This window comes from Teretinema zuelzerae, assembly GCF_021021555.1.
Classification (GTDB): Bacteria; Spirochaetota; Spirochaetia; order Treponematales; family Treponemataceae; genus Teretinema; species Teretinema zuelzerae.
Genome location: NZ_JAINWA010000003.1, coordinates 916,694 through 933,375 on the forward strand (window position 1 = coordinate 916,694; position 16,682 = coordinate 933,375).

A 16,682-nucleotide genomic window follows, 5' to 3' on the forward strand; every position below is an offset into this window, starting at 1 on the left:
TAACTGCGTGTACGATAGACAAGCAGTATACCCCGGTAAAAACCGCCGGGGCAAGCTTTTTTCAGACAATACTGCCCGGTTATGAAAGAACGGCCGCAGGAGCGGTCATCGCTTCCACGTTCGCCTTCCCCGCCGGAACGAAAGGATACACGTTTTCCGCCTGCCGGATTTTCTTTACGACGAATACCGGCCCGGATGATGCGAAGGCGCGCTCAGCCCAATCAGGATCGTCGGCGTCAGCGATCGCGATCCCGAACCCTTCGGCGATCTTCAACAGATCGGGAGAGCGGGAAAAGACGCTCGCGGAATACCGTTTGTCGAATAACACCTCCTGCTGCTGCCTGACCATTCCGAGGGCTCCGTTGTCCAGAACGATGACGGTGACCGCATAATTGCGTTCGGCGAGCGTCGCCAGCTCCTGGATATTCATCATGATCGATCCGTCGCCGGACACGCACACCACCCGTTTATCGGGATTCGCCGCCGCCGCTCCCAGAGCGGTCGGAAGGCCGAAGCCCATCGTGCCCAGGGACCCGGAGGTTAAAAACTGGCGGGTCCGTTCAAAGGGATAGTGCTGAGCCGTCCACATCTGATGCTGGCCTACGTCCGTAGTGACAATGATTGATGAGGGATCGAGCCCTGCCCGTTCGGCTGCCGCGGGAATGCCGGCGATAAAGGAACAGGCGCTGTCGGCCCCGTCGGCTTCCGGAACGCGGTCGGCTTCCTCGTGGAGAGCCGCGAGCCGGGAAAGCCATTCGGCTCTTTCAGCCGCCCGCGCCGCGTATGGAGCCGGCGAAGAAAGCTCGTCGTGAACGAAGCGGGCGAGCACGGGCAGGGACGATTCCGCGTCCGCTACGAGGGAGAGCACGGCCGGAAGAATCTTGTTGATCTCCGCCGCGTCGATATCTATGTGGATGATCCGGGCATCAGGACAGAAGCGCTTGATGACTCCGGTGGCCCGGTCGTCGAAGCGCACGCCGCAGGCGAGCACTACGTCGGAATCATGCATGGCGCGGTTTGCGGCGATGCTTCCGTGCATTCCGACCATCCCCATCGCCTGCGGATCGCTTGTCGGTATGACGCCGATGCCCATCAGGCTCGTCGCTACCGGCATCGGCATCGCTTCCAGCAAGCTGCGGACTCCCTTCGACGCGGCGGGCGAAGCGCAACCGCCCCCGGCGTACAGGACCGGCCGGGAAGAGGAAACGAGTATCCGCGCCGCTTCCGCCAGGATTTTCCCGAAGTTCTCGGGGGAGGTATGGAAGCGGGAACCGCTGCGCTCGCCTTTTCCGGGTTCCGGCCAGGAATCGAAGCGGACTTTCTGAAGCTGAATGTCGCGGGGAATGTCTACAAGCACCGGACCGGGACGGCCGGAGGCGGCGATGCGGAACGCGTCGGGTATTGCTCGAAGCAGCTCCTCGGCCGAATTAACCATAATGCTGTGTTTTGTAATAGGAAACGAGAGGCCGAAGGTGTCGGCTTCCTGAAAAGCGTCGGTGCCGATCAGGTAGGTGTTGACCTGGCCGGTGATGGCTACCATCGGGATGGAGTCCGAGCGGGCGTCCGCAACGGCGGTGAGAAGGTTCATGGCTCCGGGACCGCTCGTCGCGATGCATACCGCGGTCTCTCCCGTTGATCGGGCCATGCCCTGGGCGAAAAAACCGCCGCCCTGTTCATGGCGAACCAGAATGTGGTCGATATCGCTTTTCATCAATTCATCGTAGAGGGGCAGAACAGCCCCTCCCGGGATTCCCGCCACTGTCTTGATGCCCTGCCGTTCCAACAGCGTAACTACGATTTGAGCGCCGGTTGCTTCGATCATTTTCTACCTCTCCTTTCCTGATGTCTTCGTTCGGAAGACTGTTTGCATCGTGCCGGATAATAAAAAAACCCCCCGGGCCTGCCGGAGGGTTTCGCATATTATGCGTACACTCACACCCGCGACAGACGCCCCTGAGAGCCGGTAACGACGACCAGTTCGACGACGAGAAGGACTACTGCTGCGAGCGCTAAAATCATATTCATAATGCTATGATACGTATAAATATACAGGCTGTCAAGCATATTTATGCATTCTCAATGCCATGAAAAGCTTTTTCCACGATTTTTTCATCCACCGGCGGAGTGAAAAAGGTCGTCGCGGCATAGACACAGGCTGAAACCGGCAAAGCTATGATGATCGCGTCCACGTTCGCAAGAGCCGGAAAGAGGCTGGGTACTCCGAAAAGAGCCTTGCACAGGCCGAGCGGCACCGCTTCCTTGGCGTGGATGAACAAGAGCCAGAACAAGCTCACGCTCACCCCGGAGATAAAGCAGGCGACCGCGGCTGCCCTGCTCGCCCGCTTAACGTAGAGCGCGCCGACAGCCACGAAAAACAAAAGCGCGACCTCGTAGGGAATGTGCAGCGTCTGCGAGACGAACTGGACGCCGCCGATTATCACTGAACCGGCGTACAACGGCATCGCCAGGAAGATGAGGACTCCGCCGGCAGTCTGCAGGAAGGTAGAATCGTACCGCTTACCCAAAAGCTCGGGGAAGGTGTGGGCGTCGAGGCTGTGGCCCATTTTTCTCGTCCGCCTTCCGCACTATCGTATCCAAACTGGTCTTTTCATAGCCGGACAGGGAAAATTCTTCCAAAACCGCATTCATGATGCGGGCCTGCTTTTCTTCGCTTAAATTAAAAAACGTTTCTTTCATTTCGTACCGACACCCCGCAGCGAATCGCCTGTCAAGCGGTTCGCTTAAAAACCGACTGACCAGTCGGTTCATGGTAAACCGGCGATATAGAGCTGTCAAGAAAAATGTATCTGCAGAAAGAAACAAAAAAAGCCGGAACCTGTGCGAACTTCGATTCGCACGGATTCCGGCCTCAAAATAAGCGAATTACTGTTTTTTTAGGCGCGAACTGCCCTCGCGGCGCGCCGTCGGGCGTGATATCTCAGATTTCGCCGAGATAGGCCTTGCGGACGCGGTCGTCCGCGAGAAGCTCCTTTCCGACGCCCTGCAGAATGATCGAGCCCGTTTCAAGCACGTAGCCCATGTCGGCCACCTCGAGCGCCGCATGGGCGTTCTGCTCCACGAGGAGGACAGTGGTGCCCTTGCGGTTGATCTCCCTGATTATCTCGAAAATCATCTTCACGATCAGCGGGGCCAATCCGAGAGACGGTTCGTCGAGCATGAAAAGCTCGGGGCGGGTCATCAGGCCCCGGCCGACTGCGAGCATCTGCTGTTCGCCCCCCGAAAGGGTTCCGGCGCTCTGGTTGATCCGCTCGCGAAGGCGGGGGAACAGATCGTACACCATCTCCCTGTCCTTTTTCACTTCCGAGCGGTCGGTGCGCGAATACGCCCCGAGAGCGAGATTTTCCTCGACCGTCAAATTCGGAAACACCCTGCGGCCTTCGGGAACCAGAACGATTCCCCGTCGCACGATATCCTTGGTCTGGGCGGCGGATATTTCACGTCCGTGCCAGCTGATCGAGCCGGAGGCAGGACGCACGAGGCCGACGATCGATTTAAGCGTCGTTGACTTGCCCGCTCCGTTCGCTCCGATGAGCGATACGATCTTGCCCTCGGGCACATCGATGGACACTCCCTGCAGGGCGTGTATGCCGTCGTAAAAGACGGAGACATCTTCAAGTTTAAGCATCAGTCCACCCCCAGATACGCGTCGATGACCCGCGGATTGCTGCGTATTTCCGCCGGCGTTCCGTCGGCTATGGTCAAGCCGTATTCAAGCACGTACATCCGGTCGCACACGCCCATGACCACCTGCATGTGATGTTCGATCAGCAGTATCGAAAGGCTGAATCGGTCGCGTATCGCCCGGATGAACTCCATCAGTTCGCGCGATTCATGGGGATTCATTCCCGCGGCCGGCTCGTCGAGCAAAAGCAGAGACGGCTTGGTCGCCAGGGCGCGCACGATTTCGAGCCTCCGCTGTTTACCGTACGGGAGGGAGGTCGCGGCCTCGTAGGCAAGGTCGGCCAGCCCGACAGAATCGAGCAGCTCCAGAGCCTCCTCCTTCGCAATGCGTTCGCGCTCCCGGTACACGGGAAGATGGAGAACGGAGGAGAAAAAGTTCACCCGATTGCGGAGATTAGCCGCGACCAGCACGTTCTCGAGCACGTTCATGCCCCGGAACAAGCGGATATTCTGAAAGGTGCGGGCCAAGCCGATTTCGGTTATCTTGTGAGGCGGGAGCCGGGAAATATCCGTTCCGTTGTATTCGACGCTGCCTTCGGTGGGCTTATATACGCCGGTTATCATGTTGAAGGCGGTCGTTTTGCCGGCGCCGTTGGGTCCGATCAAGCCGACGATCTCTCCGTCGGAAACACTCATATTCAGGGCGGAGACGGCTGTCAGGCCGCCGAAGCGCATTGTCGCGTTGTCTGTACGAAGCATCAGTTTCCTCCCTTCGTCCGGCCTGCGGATGGAGCGCGCGCGAATAAGCGTTTCGCGCCGGAGGCCGCGTCGGAAAGCATATTCCAGGAAAATTCCTTCTGCCCCATCAAGCCTTTTTGCCGGTAAATGACTACGATCATCAAAAGGAGCGAAAAGACGACCATGCGGAGTCCCGGCAATCCGTCGGTTTTGATAAAAATCAGGTTGAGCGGACCGTCGAGGAAGCGCAGAATCTCCATCATGAAGGTGACGACCACGGAGGCGATCACCGAGCCGGTGATGCTCCCGTTTCCGCCGAGCACGACGATGAGCAGGATATTGTAGGTAAGAGAGAACACGAACATTCTGGGGTCTATCGTCGTCATCAAATGGCCGAGCAGGGCTCCTCCTACTCCGGCCATGAAGCTTGAAACCACGAAGCTGACGATTTTCACATGGGCGACGTCGATTCCCATAGCCTGGGCGGCGATTTCGTTGTCGCGGACAGCCTTCATCGAGCGGCCGAAAGCGGAATGGATAAGAGAAAGCATGAACACGACGGAGAGGGCCGCGGCTCCCCAGATCACCCAGGTGGTCGAATACTTGGGCAGGCCTTTGAGGCCGAGGGCTCCGTTCGTCACGGTCTGCATGTTGGTGATCAGCACCCGCACGATCTCCGCGAAGCCGAGGGTGGCTATCGCCAGATAATCGTCCCGCAGACGGAGAACGGGAGCGCCGATGAGCCAGGCAAAGAAAGCCGCGGCGAGGCCGGCGAGAATCAGCGACGGAACGAAGGGCAGCTGGACATTCGCCAGAAACGGCACGATCGGAGCGAGGAAGAAGTTGAGCTCCTTCTGGGCGGGGCTCAGCGTTAAAAGAGCGCAGACATAGGCGCCGATCGCCATGAAGCCTGCGTGGCCGAGCGAGAACAGGCCGGTGAAGCCGTTGAGCAGGTTCATGGAAAGCGCGAGAACAATGTAGATCCCGCAGAGATTAAAGACCCGGAGCGTAAAGTTCGCGAACAGGTTGTCCGCTATGCCGACGAACACTAGGGCGGAAACGATAGCCGCCGCGGTCAGGATATTCTTTGTTTTGGAGTTCATCATACCTTCTCCACCTGGTTTTTGCCCAACAATCCGGCGGGCTTCAGCAGCAGAACCAGAATCAGCGCTACGAAGGCGAACGCGTCGCGGTATCCGGTGAGATCCGGCAGAAAGGCTATGATCATGATTTCAATAAGTCCGAGAAGGAAGCCGCCGAGCACCGCGCCCATGATGTTTCCGATGCCTCCGAGAACGGCGGCGATGAAGCATTTGAGTCCGGGCATAATGCCCATAGTCGGATTAAGCTGCGGATATTTCAGGGCCCACAGGATTCCGCCGATCGCCGCGAGAAGGGATCCGAGTCCGAAGGTGAAGGACACGACGCGGTTTACGTCGATAGCCTGCAGTCTGGCGGCGTCGATATCGGTGGAGACGGCCCTCATCGCCATTCCCGTTTTGGTTTTATGGACTATCCACAGGAGCAGGGCCAGGAGCGCGAAGGTGAAAACAGGTATGATCACGCTGACGGAGACGACTGAAACCGAGCCGAAGTGCAGAACCTTGCTGAAGAGGGGCGGAACGGGAAATCCCTTGGGCCTTCCTCCGAACAAAACAGTCGCCAGATTCTCTATTAAAAAAGACGCGCCGATGGCGCTTATCATAATCGAAATTTTCGGGGAATCTCTCAGGGGTTTGTATGCTGTCCTCTCGAGGCCGATTCCGAATAAAGCGGTGCACGCGATGGCGACGAGAAAGGCCGCCCACCAAGGAAGCAGGAAAAAGGTTGTAAGGTAGAAGGCGATGTACGCACCCAGCATGAAAACGTCGCCGTGGGCGAAATTGATCAGGCGCAGTATTCCGTACACCATGGTATAACCGATAGCGATCAGGGCGTATAAGCTGCCGAGCGACAGCGCGTTGGTCAGGTGCTGTAAAAATAATGAAAAAGTCATGTGCGTTTCCGTATGTACGGTTAGGGTAACCCGGCAGACTCCGGGCGGAAAGGGACCGCGGAAGGATCTCCTTAAAACAGAAAATCCCGCCGCGGTTCGGTAACCGGAATTAAGGCTGAACGACGGTCAGATACGTGAACTTGCCGTCTTTAACTGTTTTGATGAAGGCGCTCTTCGTGGCGTCTCCGTTGGCGTCGAGGGTGACGGTTCCCGCGGCTCCTTCGAATCCCTTGGTCGCGGCGATCGCGTCGCGGATCTTGACGGTGTCGAGGCTGTCGGCGCGCTTGATAGCGTCGAGGGCGACGAGGTATCCGTCGAAGCCGAGAGCGGTGACGGCTGCGGGCTCTTTTCCGTATTTCGCGCGGTAGGCGTCTACGAAGGTCTTGGAAACGCCGGAGGTAGCTCCTTCGGCGGCGAAGAAGGTGGAGAAGGTCGCGCCTTCGACGAGGTTCTTGCCTACATCGATGAACTCAGGGGTTTCCCAGGTGTCGCCGCCGAGGAAGGGCGCGGTGATTCCGAGTTCGCGGGCCTGCTTCATGACGAGGGCGCTTTCGGTATAGTTTCCGGGAGCGAAGATGACGTCGGGATTCAGGGACTTGATGGTGGTCAGCTGAGCGGTGAAGTCCTGGTCTCCGGTGTTGTAGTTGAGCACGGAAAGCACGCAATCCTGGTTTCCGGTGAGCGTGCGGAAGTTGTCGGTGAAGAACTTGGCCAAACCGACAGAGTAATCGTTGGAAACTTCCTGAACAATGACGGCGGTGCGGGCGTTCGCGACGGTGTACGCGTAGTTAGCCATGACGACGCCCTGGAAGGGATCGATAAAGCAAACGCGGAAGTAGTAGTCGTTTCCGAGAGTGACCAGGGGGTTCGTGCAGGAAAGTCCGATGGCCGGCACCTTTGCCTCCATCACGAGGGGACCTGCGGCCATGGAAAGAGAGGAACCCCATGAGCCGAGAATGACGGAAACGCGGTCCTTGTCGAGAAGGCGCTGGGCGGCGTTGGCTGCCTCGACCTTGTCAGACTTGTTGTCCGCGATCACCAGTTCGACCTTGTATTCTTTTCCGCCGACGGTGACCGTGGGGAACATTTCATTGGCGAGCTTGATTCCCTCGACTTCCATTGCGCCGCCGGCCGCGTTCGCGCCGGTCATGGGCTCGAATACTCCGATCTTGATCACGCTGGAATCGGCGGCGGCAGACTTGCTGCAGCCGATGAATCCGACAGAGGCCGCAAGCACGCAGGCGGCGGTCATCAGTATTGCTTTTTTCATGCGTTTCTCCTTTTTTCACAAAAAAACGCCGGGCGTATTAAACTCCGGCGTCTTTGCTCCCGGGGATTATACCCCGGGAAAAGGATGTCACGCAAGTTATCAGACTGATGAACCGCTTTATTTCGGTAAAAAAAGGGCTATTTTCTCCGCGAGGAAAGATATACGCCGGCGATTAACAGAAGGGCTCCCAGAATGAACAACACCCAGGTTGTTTCGTCGAATTTTAAGCCCCCCTTCCCGACGAGTTTCGAAAAGCCTGAAGAAAGCTTGTTTCCCGCCATCTGAGTCCGCTGCACCCCGGCGCCTATCAAACCTCCGCCGAGAGTCGTACCGATCATGCCCGCAAATCTGTTCATAGTCGTTCCCCTTTAATACAAGCGATTGCTGCCGGAGAAGTCCCCGGCCGTTAGTATCCATATTATACCAGAATACGGTTGACCGCTATCTTTTCGATGAAGGCCGCTCTCATCAGCTCTTCCATGGTGAAAAAACCGGTCTTTTGATCTTTAATGGCGCGAGCCGCGAACAGGGCTCCAGCTCCGAAAGCGCAACGGGAAATAACGTCGTGGGCGATTCTGATAGTCTGGTTCGGAAGGCCGAACACGACTTCGTGTTTCCCGACTATTCCCCCGACCCGGATAGAATTGATGTGCTGAACGGGATCGAGATTCAATTTCTCGGCGATTTTCAACGCGGAACCAGAAACGCCTTTTTTCTGTCTGAAGTGTTCTTCGATCACTTCAATATCGGCGTTCGGCACGATCTGTTGCAGGATCTGCGATGCGACCAGAAGAAAATTGATGCCGAGCGTAATGTTCGCTGAATATAATACTGCCGTCTTTTCCGATAGTTTTTTAAGAAAGTCTATTTCAGGCTGCTCGAAATGCGAAATCGCGGAAACGATGTGAATGCCGCAGTCCGCCGCGTGGGCGTACTCGTACAGCCCCTGCGTGGACGAAAAATCGATAATGACGTCTACCGGGTTATTGCAAAAAAACTCAGGATCCTTCGTTTCTTCCATAGAAAAGAAGTAACCTTGCCGGTTTTTCGGAAAGCCCAAAAAATCGCTGGCGTATTCATGATTGTTTTTATCGGACTTCCTCACAACCCAGGTCAACGTACAGTCAGGGTCGTTTATAATTTCCTCTGCCACCAGCCGTCCCGTGCGGCCGAATCCAAATAATCCTACCTTCAATAATCAACCTCCGTTCATTTTATTGTCCTAAAGATAGAATGATACGCGCGATACGTCAAGGAAAGGGCAAAAACCGGTTAATTCGGGGTAAAAACAGTTTTTTTTTCTGCTTTTAACAGAAAATCTGATATAGTGTAGAGTACGGATAATACTACATGACAGACACACACCCGCTGTCCGGAACTGCAAAAATCGGATTCGCGTCCATCGCTGAAAAAAACAGGACGATAGACAGGATTCTTGCGGTACTGGGCGAAAAAAACGGATTTCTCCTGCTCGGCCACGAGCTGCCCGACGAGGATTGCATATCCTCGCTGGTATCGATGGCTCTCGTCATCAAGAAATTCCACAAAAACGTCTCCGTCTGCATAACCGATAAAATTCCGGACCAGCTTTCCTATCTCGTCAACATCTGCGAATATAACCAGATCACCTTGCTGCGCGAATGCGACAGCCTCGAACACAGGCCGGAAGCCATCATCGTTCTCGACACCCCGAAGCCCGACATGATCGCCGCTCCGCCGTGCGCCAAAAAACTCATAGAAGACCGCGCAGTGAGGGTAATAGAACTTGATCACCACCTCTCCGCCGACGCCGCCTGCACCGGAGACCCGGGATACTGCCTCGTCGCCCGCGCCACGAGCACCTGCGAGCTGATCGCCCTTCTCTGTTATAAGCTCTCCTGCAAACCTGAACTTCTGGAGAAGCACAAGATCGACGAGCTCTATTCCCGGAATCTCGTGCTCTCCCTCCTCACCGGCATGATCGGAGACACGAGGCTGGGCCTCACCCTGAAAAAAAACAGGGATATTTTCTTCTATAAACACTTTACGCACCGGTTCAGCGGAATCCTGCAAAGCACGGTCCGAAAAAACAGCGGCAACTATTCCTCCATGACCGATATTTTCGATACCCTTCAGTCCCTCTCTCCGGTCGAACTCGACTTGTACCGGGAGCTTTTGGAACGGGCGCATTATTTCGGAAGAACCGGCTATATGGTCATACCGGAAGAGGAAACGGCAAAATACATGGCAGGGGTCGAATACCCGACCTTCGTGAAAGTAATCAAGGCGGTCACCGATTTCCTGTCGGAAAAATCCGGAACCCTCGGACTCACCGTCTATTACGATCCCCCGGAGGTTTCCGACCTCATCCAGTTCCGCGTGCGGATTTCCCGCCGAGTAACGGACATCGACCTGAGAAAATTGCTCATGGACTTTTCTATAACCGACGGCGGCGGACACCCCGGAGCCATCGGCTTCCGGTTTCCCCGGTCACAGCTTCCGTCGCTGACCGATTATCTCGTAACCTTGCTGGAAAAACTGGAAACCGTGTGAACCCTACCCGCTCTACCCAAAACTGGAACCGTCTCATGGAAGACGAAATAGCCTCGCTCGAAGGCCGAAGGCCGACCCTCCTCCTCCATTCCTGTTGCGCCCCGTGCAGCACCGCGGTAATCGCCCTGCTCTCCCGGCATTTCCGCCTGACCGTCTTTTATTACAACCCGAATATAGACGAAGAAAGGGAATATAGGCTTCGGGCCGCCGAACAGCAAGAACTCTTATCCAAAATGGAAGAAGCCGAGGGAGTTTCATTCATAGAAGGCGAATACCGGCCGGAAGACTTTCTCGACCATGCGAAGCATCTCGCGCACGAACCCGAAGGGGGAAGCAGATGCACTTTCTGTTACGCCCTGCGTCTTGAAAAAACGGCGGAGAAGGCCCGCGAGCTCGGATTCGAGTTTTTCACGACCACGCTTTCGATCAGCCCTATGAAGGACGCCCAGCGCATCAACCTCATCGGAAGCTCCCTTCAGGAAACCTGGGGAGTGCGCTGGCTGTGGTCGGATTTCAAGAAAAAAGACGGCTTCAGGCGGTCGGTGGAGATAAGCAAAAAATTCGGGCTGTATCGGCAGGACTGGTGCGGCTGTTCATGGTCGAAGGCGGAAGCCCTCGGACGGATAAAGAACACGGCTTCAGGCTCAGCCCCGGACGGAAACGCGGCGAAACCGCGCGAGGAAGAACTCCCGGAACGCAAGTAAGCATTCCAAATCAAACCCGATCACTCCTCGTCGGATACGGGAGATACCATCGAACGCGCGGCGTAGGCCAGGGCTTCGTCGAGATTGCCCAGTATCGCACCCGGGCTCAGTTTTTCTTCGAGCCCGGATTTGCAGGCGAGCATGTACGGCTGGGTATGGATGTCAGAAATCAGCAGCAGAATGCCTCTCTTTTTGCAATCTTCTCCGAGCTGGACGAGCATGCGGATTCCCGCGTCGTCGAGGTACACCGTGTTGCGCATGCGCAGAATCATCGCGCGGCACCCGTGCATCGATGAGCGCAGGGTTTGGCTGAACTTCTGGACGCTCCCGAAAAACAGCGGACCGGAAATTTCGAAGACCGCGGCGCCCGGAGGAATCGAGCGGGAGGCGACGCTGTTCGGATCGCTTTCCTCCGGATCGCGGTCGGCTTCCGAGAGCTCGGTCTTGATGGCGGAGAACGAAGCAAGGTCGATCATCTTCTTGATGAAGAAGAAAGCCGAAAGCAAAAATCCCACGCCGAGCGCGGTCGTCAAAGACAGGAATACCGTAACGGCAAAGGTGGCCGTCATGACGGCGGCGTCTGATTTCTGGCCCCTGAACACCGAACGTATGGAAACGGGATCGATCATCCTGAACGCAAGATGGACAAGAACGGCGGCGAGCGCGGGAATCGGTATTAGAGACACGAGGGGGGCGCAGCACAGCGTTATCAAAAACAGTAAGAGCGCGTTCATGACGCCTGAAACCGGGCTGGATGCGCCGCTCCTGATGTTCGCGGTAGTTCTCTCAACGCTGATGGAAACGGGAATTCCGCCGAATAAGGGAATAACAATATTCGCGAGGCCGAGGGCGGCCAGATCGGTATTTGCATTATGCTTCCTGCCCGTCATGCCGTCGGCAACGGCTCCGCTGAGCAGCGACTCCACCGCGATGAGAAGGGCGAAAGGCAGCGCCTTGGGAATGAGATCGTGGAGCAGCTGATAATCGGGGAGCGGCGGAAGGGAGGGCGTAAAAATACGGGAAAAATCGCCGTAGCGCGAGCCGATGGTCGCGACCGGAACGCCGAATGCCGCGGCGGCGAGCGTGGCGAGCGCGATGGCCGGCAGAGAGCCGGGGAATCGGGGGAGGAGCTTGCTCCAGAGAATGATGCACACGAGGGTTCCCAGCCCTACGAGAGCCGAGGCCGGATCGAATGATGAAATCGAATTAATGAAAAAACCGATTTTTCCGGCGAGATGGTCAGGGAGAAAGTATCGTTCTATTCCGAGAATATCCGACACGCCGGTGAGAGCGATTAGTACGGCGGCGCCGGCGGTGTAGCCGGTCACCATGGTGTACGGGATGAAATGAACAAGACCGCCCAGGCCGAGCAAACCGGTAACGATCAACAGAGAACCGGCCATGATCGATACCAGCTGAATGCCGGGAAAGCCGTACCGAAGGCCGATCGAATACAGCACGACGGCGAAGGTCGCGCTCGGTCCGGCTATCTGGAAGCGGCCGCCGCCGAAAGCCGACACGATCAGGCAGCCGAGAACCGCTCCGGCGAGACCGCTCGCCGGAGTCATGCCGCTGGCCATGGCGAAGGCGACGGCGAGCGGCAGCGTGAGCACGACCAGGCTTCCGCCGGCAAGGGCGTCGGCGAGGATTTCCCGGCGGCTCAAAGCCGGTGCGATCGAAAAAAGTTCAGGACGTTTCATCGTACGCCTCCCTTGGCGATACAACTTTCGCGCGGATTTTTAAGCATTCGCGCGAAAGTTTTAGTTTTCGCGCCTTGTTTCAGCTTCACAGGGTCAGATCGGCGTAGACGGCCGACGAGGCCTCGAGCAAACTCCCGGGGTCGAGTACCAGCTGGGTTCCGCGGATGCCGGCGCTTACATATACAGTCTCGTGCAGAATCGCGGTTTCGTCGATAAAGGTGCGAAAGCGCTTTTTCATTCCGAGGGGCGAACAGCCGCCGCGGATATAGCCGGTAAGGCCCAATAGCTCGGCCGGCTTTACCGGCGCGATTTCCTTCGATCCTGCCGCGGCCCGCGCCTTTTTCAGGTTCACCTCGGAGTCCGCGGGAACGCAGAACACGCAGATCTCGTTTTGATCTGTCCGCATCACGATGGTTTTGAACACCCGAGCCGGCTCTACGCCGAGCTTGCGCGCCGCCGTTTCCGCGTCCAGCGCGTCTTCGTCGACCTCGTAGTGCGAAACGCCGTAGGGGATGCCCCGCGCTTCAAGAATCCTCATGGGATTCGTCTTTTTTACTTCCGCCATATCGAGGAAAAGTATACCACACTCCGATACCGAGAGTCCGCAGGCAGCAAGCTGATTACAAAAAAGGCCTTCCGTGCTATTATCTGCTCATGCAGGATTTTGTCCATCTTCACGTTCACACCGATTATTCGCTTCTGGACGGCGCCTCGTCCTATAAAAAAATGATAGCCCGGGCCAAGGCCATGGGGCAGAAAGCGATCGCGATCACCGACCACGGAAACATGTTCGGAGCGCTCCGCTTTTTCCGCGAATGCAAGGAACAGGGCCTGAACCCGATCATCGGAAGCGAATTCTACGTTGCGCCGGGTTTCCGGGGAGAGCGCGGATCGAGCGAACACAACACCAAGTACTACCACCTGGTCCTTCTGGCGAAAAACGAGGAAGGCTACCGGAATCTCATGGTATTAAGCTCGAAATCCTTCACCGAAGGCATGTATTACAAGCCCCGAATAGACGAAGAACTGATTAAAACCTATTCAGGCGGCCTCGTGTGCCTCACCGCATGCCTTGCCGGACAGCTTCCCTCCCTCCTGCTCGAAGGCAAATACGCTGAAGCAGAATCGTTCGCCCGCCGGTACCGCGATTATTTCGGCGACGAAAACTTCTATATAGAGTTGCAGGATCACGGAATCCGGGAGCAAAAAGAGGTTGCGCCCAAGCTTATCGCTATGGCCCGGCGGCTGGGAATCCCTATGGTCGTTACGAACGACTCCCACTACGCAGAACAGAAGGACTACATCGCCCAGGACATCCTCCTGTGCATCGGAACCAAGAGGAACCGGAACGAACCGAACCGGATGCGCTTCGACGGAGACCAGTTCTATCTCAAGGACGGGGACGAAATGGCCCGCCTCTTCCCGGACTATCCGGAGATGCTGAGCAACACCGTGCGCATCGCCGAGATGTGCGAGCTGGAAATTCCGAAACCCGGCCCCATCCTCCCGATTTATGAAATACCGCCCGAGTTCCCGGATAAAAAAGACTTTATCACCCATATCGTGAACGAAGGCCTTAAAAAGAGATATCCGGTCATCACGGAACAAATCCAGGCGCGAGCGGATTACGAACTTTCCGTCATCATCAACATGGACTTCGTCGGCTACTTCCTCATCGTGTGGGACTTTATCCGCTGGGCGAAGGAGCACGAGATTCCGGTAGGCCCCGGACGCGGTTCGGGAGCCGGCTCCATCGTAGCCTACGCGATGGAGATCACCGACATCGACCCCCTTCGCTACAACCTTCTGTTCGAACGCTTCCTCAACCCGGACCGCATCTCCATGCCGGACTTCGACGTCGACTTCGACTTCGAACGCCGCCAGGAGGTCATCGAATATGTGCGCGAGAAATACGGAGAGGACCAGGTCGGCCAGATCATCACCTTCGGAACGCTCAAGCCGAAGGCCGCCATCAAGGACGTCGCGCGCGTTCTGGAGATTCCGCTCCAGGAAGTAAACGCCATCACCAAGATGGTTCCGGAAGACCTGAAGGCCCACCTCATCGACGCCTTCGTCGAAAATCCCAAATTCCAGGGTTCGGGCCAGATGGCCGGCATCCGCGAAGACCCGCGCTACAAGGAGCTGTTCGACATAGCCCTCGCCCTGGAAGGGGCGAACCGCAACACCAGCCTCCACGCCTGCGGAATGGTTATCGGAAAAACAATCCTGACCGACTACGTGCCGGTCTATAAGGACTCGAAAACCGGCAAGGTCGCCACCCAGTACACCATGGACCTGATCGAAGACTGCGGCCTGGTCAAAATGGACTTTCTCGGGCTCAAAACGCTCACCCTCATCCGCCACTGCGAGGAGCTGATCCACAAGCGGGGCGGAGAATTCGCCCATTTTTCCGTAAAAGAGCAAAGCGATTCGGATCCGGCCACCTTTAAAATGCTCAGCGAAGGCAAGAGCGCGGCCATATTCCAGTTTGAAAGCCAGGGCATGCAGAACATCCTCAAGCGGGCGAAGCCGGACAAGATGGAAGACCTCATAGCCTTGAACGCCCTGTACCGCCCGGGACCGATGGCCTACATCGACCAGTTCATCGAATCCAAGTTCGATCCCTCGAAAATCGAATACCCCGATCCCTGCCTGAAGGACATCCTCGAGGAAACCTACGGAGTCATCGTCTACCAGGAACAGGTTATGCAGGTCGCCCAGAGGATCGCCGGATACACGCTCGGCCAAGCCGACCTGCTCCGCCGCGCGATGGGTAAGAAAAAGCCCGAGGTTCTCGCCAAGGAAAAGGTCCCGTTCATCGAAGGCGCGGTAAAAAGCGGCTTCGACGCAGACCACGCGGCCGAGATCTTCGAAATCCTGGTACCCTTCGCCGGCTACGGATTCAACAAAAGCCATGCCGCCGCGTACTCGGTCGTCGCCTACCACACGGCCTACCTCAAGGCGAACTTTCCCGCGGAATTCATCGCGGCCAACCTTACGAACGAAATTTCCTCGACCGACAAGCTCCCGGAATACATCGCCGAAGGCCGGAAGATGGGCATACCGATCGATCCGCCGGACATCAACCGCTCGGACACGTATTTCACGGTAGTAGACGGCCACATCGTCTACGGACTTCTGGGAATCAAGGGACTGGGCGAACAGGCCGCGGAGGCCATCGTGCAGGAACGCGAAAAGAACGGCCCCTACGCGAGCATGATGGACCTTCTCGACCGCGTCGATCTCCACTCCGTCAATAAAAAAGCCCTGGAAGTGCTGATACAGACGGGTTCCTTCGACAACCTCGGCCAGTACCGCTCGGTTCTGCTCACGAATCTCGAGCGCATGGTCGAGTACGCTTCGCAGAAAAAAGAGGCGACGCGCTTCGGCCAGGTGAGCCTCTTCGAGGACACCGGGGTGCAGGAATTCGCCGAATTCCGCTACGACGAAATCGAAGATTGGCCGAAGATGGAAAAACTCCGCATCGAAAAAGAGCTCATCGGTTTTTATATTTCAGGACATCCCCTCGACGAATACCGCAAGGCCTTCGAGCGGGCCTCGACCCTGGATCTCAAGTACGCCGAGCGGGCTCAAAGCGAAAAGTCCTACACCATCGTCGGCATGATTAAAACCGTGCGGCCCTATCAAACCAAGAGCGGAAAGTGGATGGGATTCGGCTCCTTCGAAGACTTCAACGGAACCATCGATCTTACATTCTTCCCCAAAACCTGGGAGCAGTGCCGGGACAAGCTCCTGCCGGACACCGTCTGGGGAATAGTCGGCAAAGTAGATCAATCGCGCGAAAATCCGACCTTTCTGGTGGACAGCTGGGTGAATCCCGACGAACTGCAGGCTAAATCCATACGGGAAGTGCATATAACGCTCGACCCCGCTGTGCAGGACGAAAAACAACTTATTCCGCTGCGGGATTTTTTGTTTGAATCTTCCGGCGGATGTTCAGTATATTTGCATATTGAAGCCGGTCGGCCCTTTGTCGTAAAAGCGGCGAACCAGATTCAGGTGCCCTCCGACGATGATTTCATGGAAGAGGTGCTCACGATTCCCGGCGTCCTGCAGGCCTGGAAAGAATAATCCTTAAG

At 56.6% G+C, this 16,682-nt stretch carries 14 protein-coding genes; 3 read left to right on the top strand and 11 right to left on the bottom strand.

Translation table 11 applies throughout. The annotated features are described in order from the left end of the window. Nucleotides 1–79: 79 nt before the first annotated feature. The 9 genes from ilvB to K7J14_RS11335 all read right to left on the bottom strand — a co-directional run bounded on the left by ilvB (nucleotide 80) and on the right by K7J14_RS11335 (nucleotide 8,841). Nucleotides 80–1,822: a biosynthetic-type acetolactate synthase large subunit gene (gene ilvB / locus K7J14_RS11295; RefSeq protein ID WP_230756240.1), complete on the bottom strand. Its 1,743-nt coding sequence runs from the start codon at nucleotides 1,820–1,822 to the stop codon at nucleotides 80–82. A gap of 244 nt (nucleotides 1,823–2,066) precedes the next feature. Then, on the bottom strand, nucleotides 2,067–2,564 hold the full coding sequence (locus K7J14_RS11300; RefSeq protein WP_230756242.1) for a sodium:solute symporter family transporter: 498 nt from the start codon (nucleotides 2,562–2,564) through the stop codon (nucleotides 2,067–2,069). Nucleotides 2,565–2,938: 374 nt separating this feature from the next. Continuing rightward, a complete protein-coding gene (locus K7J14_RS11305) occupies nucleotides 2,939–3,646 on the bottom strand; it encodes an ABC transporter ATP-binding protein (protein ID WP_230756244.1) in 708 nt (235 codons plus the stop codon). Next, nucleotides 3,646–4,401, bottom strand: a complete 756-nt coding sequence (locus tag K7J14_RS11310) for an ABC transporter ATP-binding protein (RefSeq protein ID WP_230756246.1) — start codon at nucleotides 4,399–4,401, stop codon at nucleotides 3,646–3,648. Before K7J14_RS11310 ends, K7J14_RS11305 begins: the two co-directional genes overlap by 1 nt. Continuing rightward, nucleotides 4,401–5,486 carry a branched-chain amino acid ABC transporter permease gene (locus K7J14_RS11315; protein WP_230756247.1) on the bottom strand — a complete coding sequence of 362 codons (1,086 nt, stop codon included), beginning with the start codon at nucleotides 5,484–5,486 and terminating at the stop codon, nucleotides 4,401–4,403. The genes K7J14_RS11310 and K7J14_RS11315 overlap by 1 nt, the downstream gene beginning before the upstream one ends. Continuing rightward, nucleotides 5,483–6,376, bottom strand: coding sequence for a branched-chain amino acid ABC transporter permease (locus K7J14_RS11320; protein ID WP_230756249.1), 894 nt, complete (start codon nucleotides 6,374–6,376; stop codon nucleotides 5,483–5,485). Before K7J14_RS11320 ends, K7J14_RS11315 begins: the two co-directional genes overlap by 4 nt. Nucleotides 6,377–6,485: 109 nt before the next feature. Further along, on the bottom strand, nucleotides 6,486–7,646 hold the full coding sequence (locus K7J14_RS11325) for an ABC transporter substrate-binding protein (RefSeq protein ID WP_230756251.1): 1,161 nt from the start codon (nucleotides 7,644–7,646) through the stop codon (nucleotides 6,486–6,488). 137 nt (nucleotides 7,647–7,783) lie between these two features. Further along, nucleotides 7,784–8,002, bottom strand: a complete 219-nt coding sequence (locus tag K7J14_RS11330; protein WP_230756252.1) for an LPXTG cell wall anchor domain-containing protein — start codon at nucleotides 8,000–8,002, stop codon at nucleotides 7,784–7,786. Between the two features lie 62 nt (nucleotides 8,003–8,064). After that, nucleotides 8,065–8,841: a 4-hydroxy-tetrahydrodipicolinate reductase gene (locus K7J14_RS11335; protein WP_269062459.1), complete on the bottom strand. Its 777-nt coding sequence runs from the start codon at nucleotides 8,839–8,841 to the stop codon at nucleotides 8,065–8,067. Nucleotides 8,842–8,996: 155 nt separating this feature from the next. On the opposite strand from K7J14_RS11335, the gene K7J14_RS11340 reads away from it, so the two are divergent. Both K7J14_RS11340 and K7J14_RS11345 read left to right on the top strand, forming a co-directional pair. Further along, complete coding sequence (locus tag K7J14_RS11340) at nucleotides 8,997–10,178, top strand: DHH family phosphoesterase (protein WP_230756253.1); 1,182 nt, start codon at nucleotides 8,997–8,999, stop codon at nucleotides 10,176–10,178. After that, nucleotides 10,175–10,882, top strand: a complete 708-nt coding sequence (locus K7J14_RS11345; RefSeq protein WP_230756254.1) for an epoxyqueuosine reductase QueH — start codon at nucleotides 10,175–10,177, stop codon at nucleotides 10,880–10,882. The genes K7J14_RS11340 and K7J14_RS11345 overlap by 4 nt, the downstream gene beginning before the upstream one ends. A gap of 20 nt (nucleotides 10,883–10,902) precedes the next feature. Here the strand turns inward: K7J14_RS11345 and K7J14_RS11350 are convergent, their stop codons facing one another. Together K7J14_RS11350 and ybaK are read right to left on the bottom strand one after the other, a co-directional pair. Next, the gene (locus K7J14_RS11350) at nucleotides 10,903–12,582 is read right to left on the bottom strand and encodes a SulP family inorganic anion transporter (RefSeq protein ID WP_230756255.1); all 1,680 of its coding nucleotides are present in this window, start codon (nucleotides 12,580–12,582) and stop codon (nucleotides 10,903–10,905) included. Nucleotides 12,583–12,667: 85 nt separating this feature from the next. Next, nucleotides 12,668–13,147, bottom strand: coding sequence for a Cys-tRNA(Pro) deacylase (gene ybaK, locus K7J14_RS11355; RefSeq protein ID WP_230756256.1), 480 nt, complete (start codon nucleotides 13,145–13,147; stop codon nucleotides 12,668–12,670). Between the two features lie 89 nt (nucleotides 13,148–13,236). Here ybaK and dnaE point away from each other — a divergent pair, with 89 nt between their 5' ends. Further along, a complete protein-coding gene (gene dnaE, locus K7J14_RS11360; RefSeq protein ID WP_230756258.1) occupies nucleotides 13,237–16,674 on the top strand; it encodes a DNA polymerase III subunit alpha in 3,438 nt (1,145 codons plus the stop codon). The last annotated feature ends 8 nt before the right edge of the window (nucleotides 16,675–16,682 follow it).

Excerpts from the sequence above, each read along its gene's own strand:
- K7J14_RS11340 (WP_230756253.1), top strand. The coding sequence starts at position 8,997 with ATGACAGACACACACCCGCTGTCCGGAACTGCAAAAATCGGATTCGCG.
- K7J14_RS11330 (WP_230756252.1), bottom strand. The coding sequence starts at position 8,002 with ATGAACAGATTTGCGGGCATGATCGGTACGACTCTCGGCGGAGGTTTG.
- ilvB (WP_230756240.1), bottom strand. The coding sequence starts at position 1,822 with ATGATCGAAGCAACCGGCGCTCAAATCGTAGTTACGCTGTTGGAACGG.
- K7J14_RS11305 (WP_230756244.1), bottom strand. The coding sequence starts at position 3,646 with ATGCTTAAACTTGAAGATGTCTCCGTCTTTTACGACGGCATACACGCC.
- K7J14_RS11315 (WP_230756247.1), bottom strand. The coding sequence starts at position 5,486 with ATGATGAACTCCAAAACAAAGAATATCCTGACCGCGGCGGCTATCGTT.
- K7J14_RS11310 (WP_230756246.1), bottom strand. The coding sequence starts at position 4,401 with ATGCTTCGTACAGACAACGCGACAATGCGCTTCGGCGGCCTGACAGCC.
- K7J14_RS11325 (WP_230756251.1), bottom strand. The coding sequence starts at position 7,646 with ATGAAAAAAGCAATACTGATGACCGCCGCCTGCGTGCTTGCGGCCTCT.
- K7J14_RS11320 (WP_230756249.1), bottom strand. The coding sequence starts at position 6,376 with ATGACTTTTTCATTATTTTTACAGCACCTGACCAACGCGCTGTCGCTC.
- ybaK (WP_230756256.1), bottom strand. The coding sequence starts at position 13,147 with ATGGCGGAAGTAAAAAAGACGAATCCCATGAGGATTCTTGAAGCGCGG.
- K7J14_RS11300 (WP_230756242.1), bottom strand. The coding sequence starts at position 2,564 with ATGGGCCACAGCCTCGACGCCCACACCTTCCCCGAGCTTTTGGGTAAG.
- K7J14_RS11350 (WP_230756255.1), bottom strand. The coding sequence starts at position 12,582 with ATGAAACGTCCTGAACTTTTTTCGATCGCACCGGCTTTGAGCCGCCGG.
- dnaE (WP_230756258.1), top strand. The coding sequence starts at position 13,237 with ATGCAGGATTTTGTCCATCTTCACGTTCACACCGATTATTCGCTTCTG.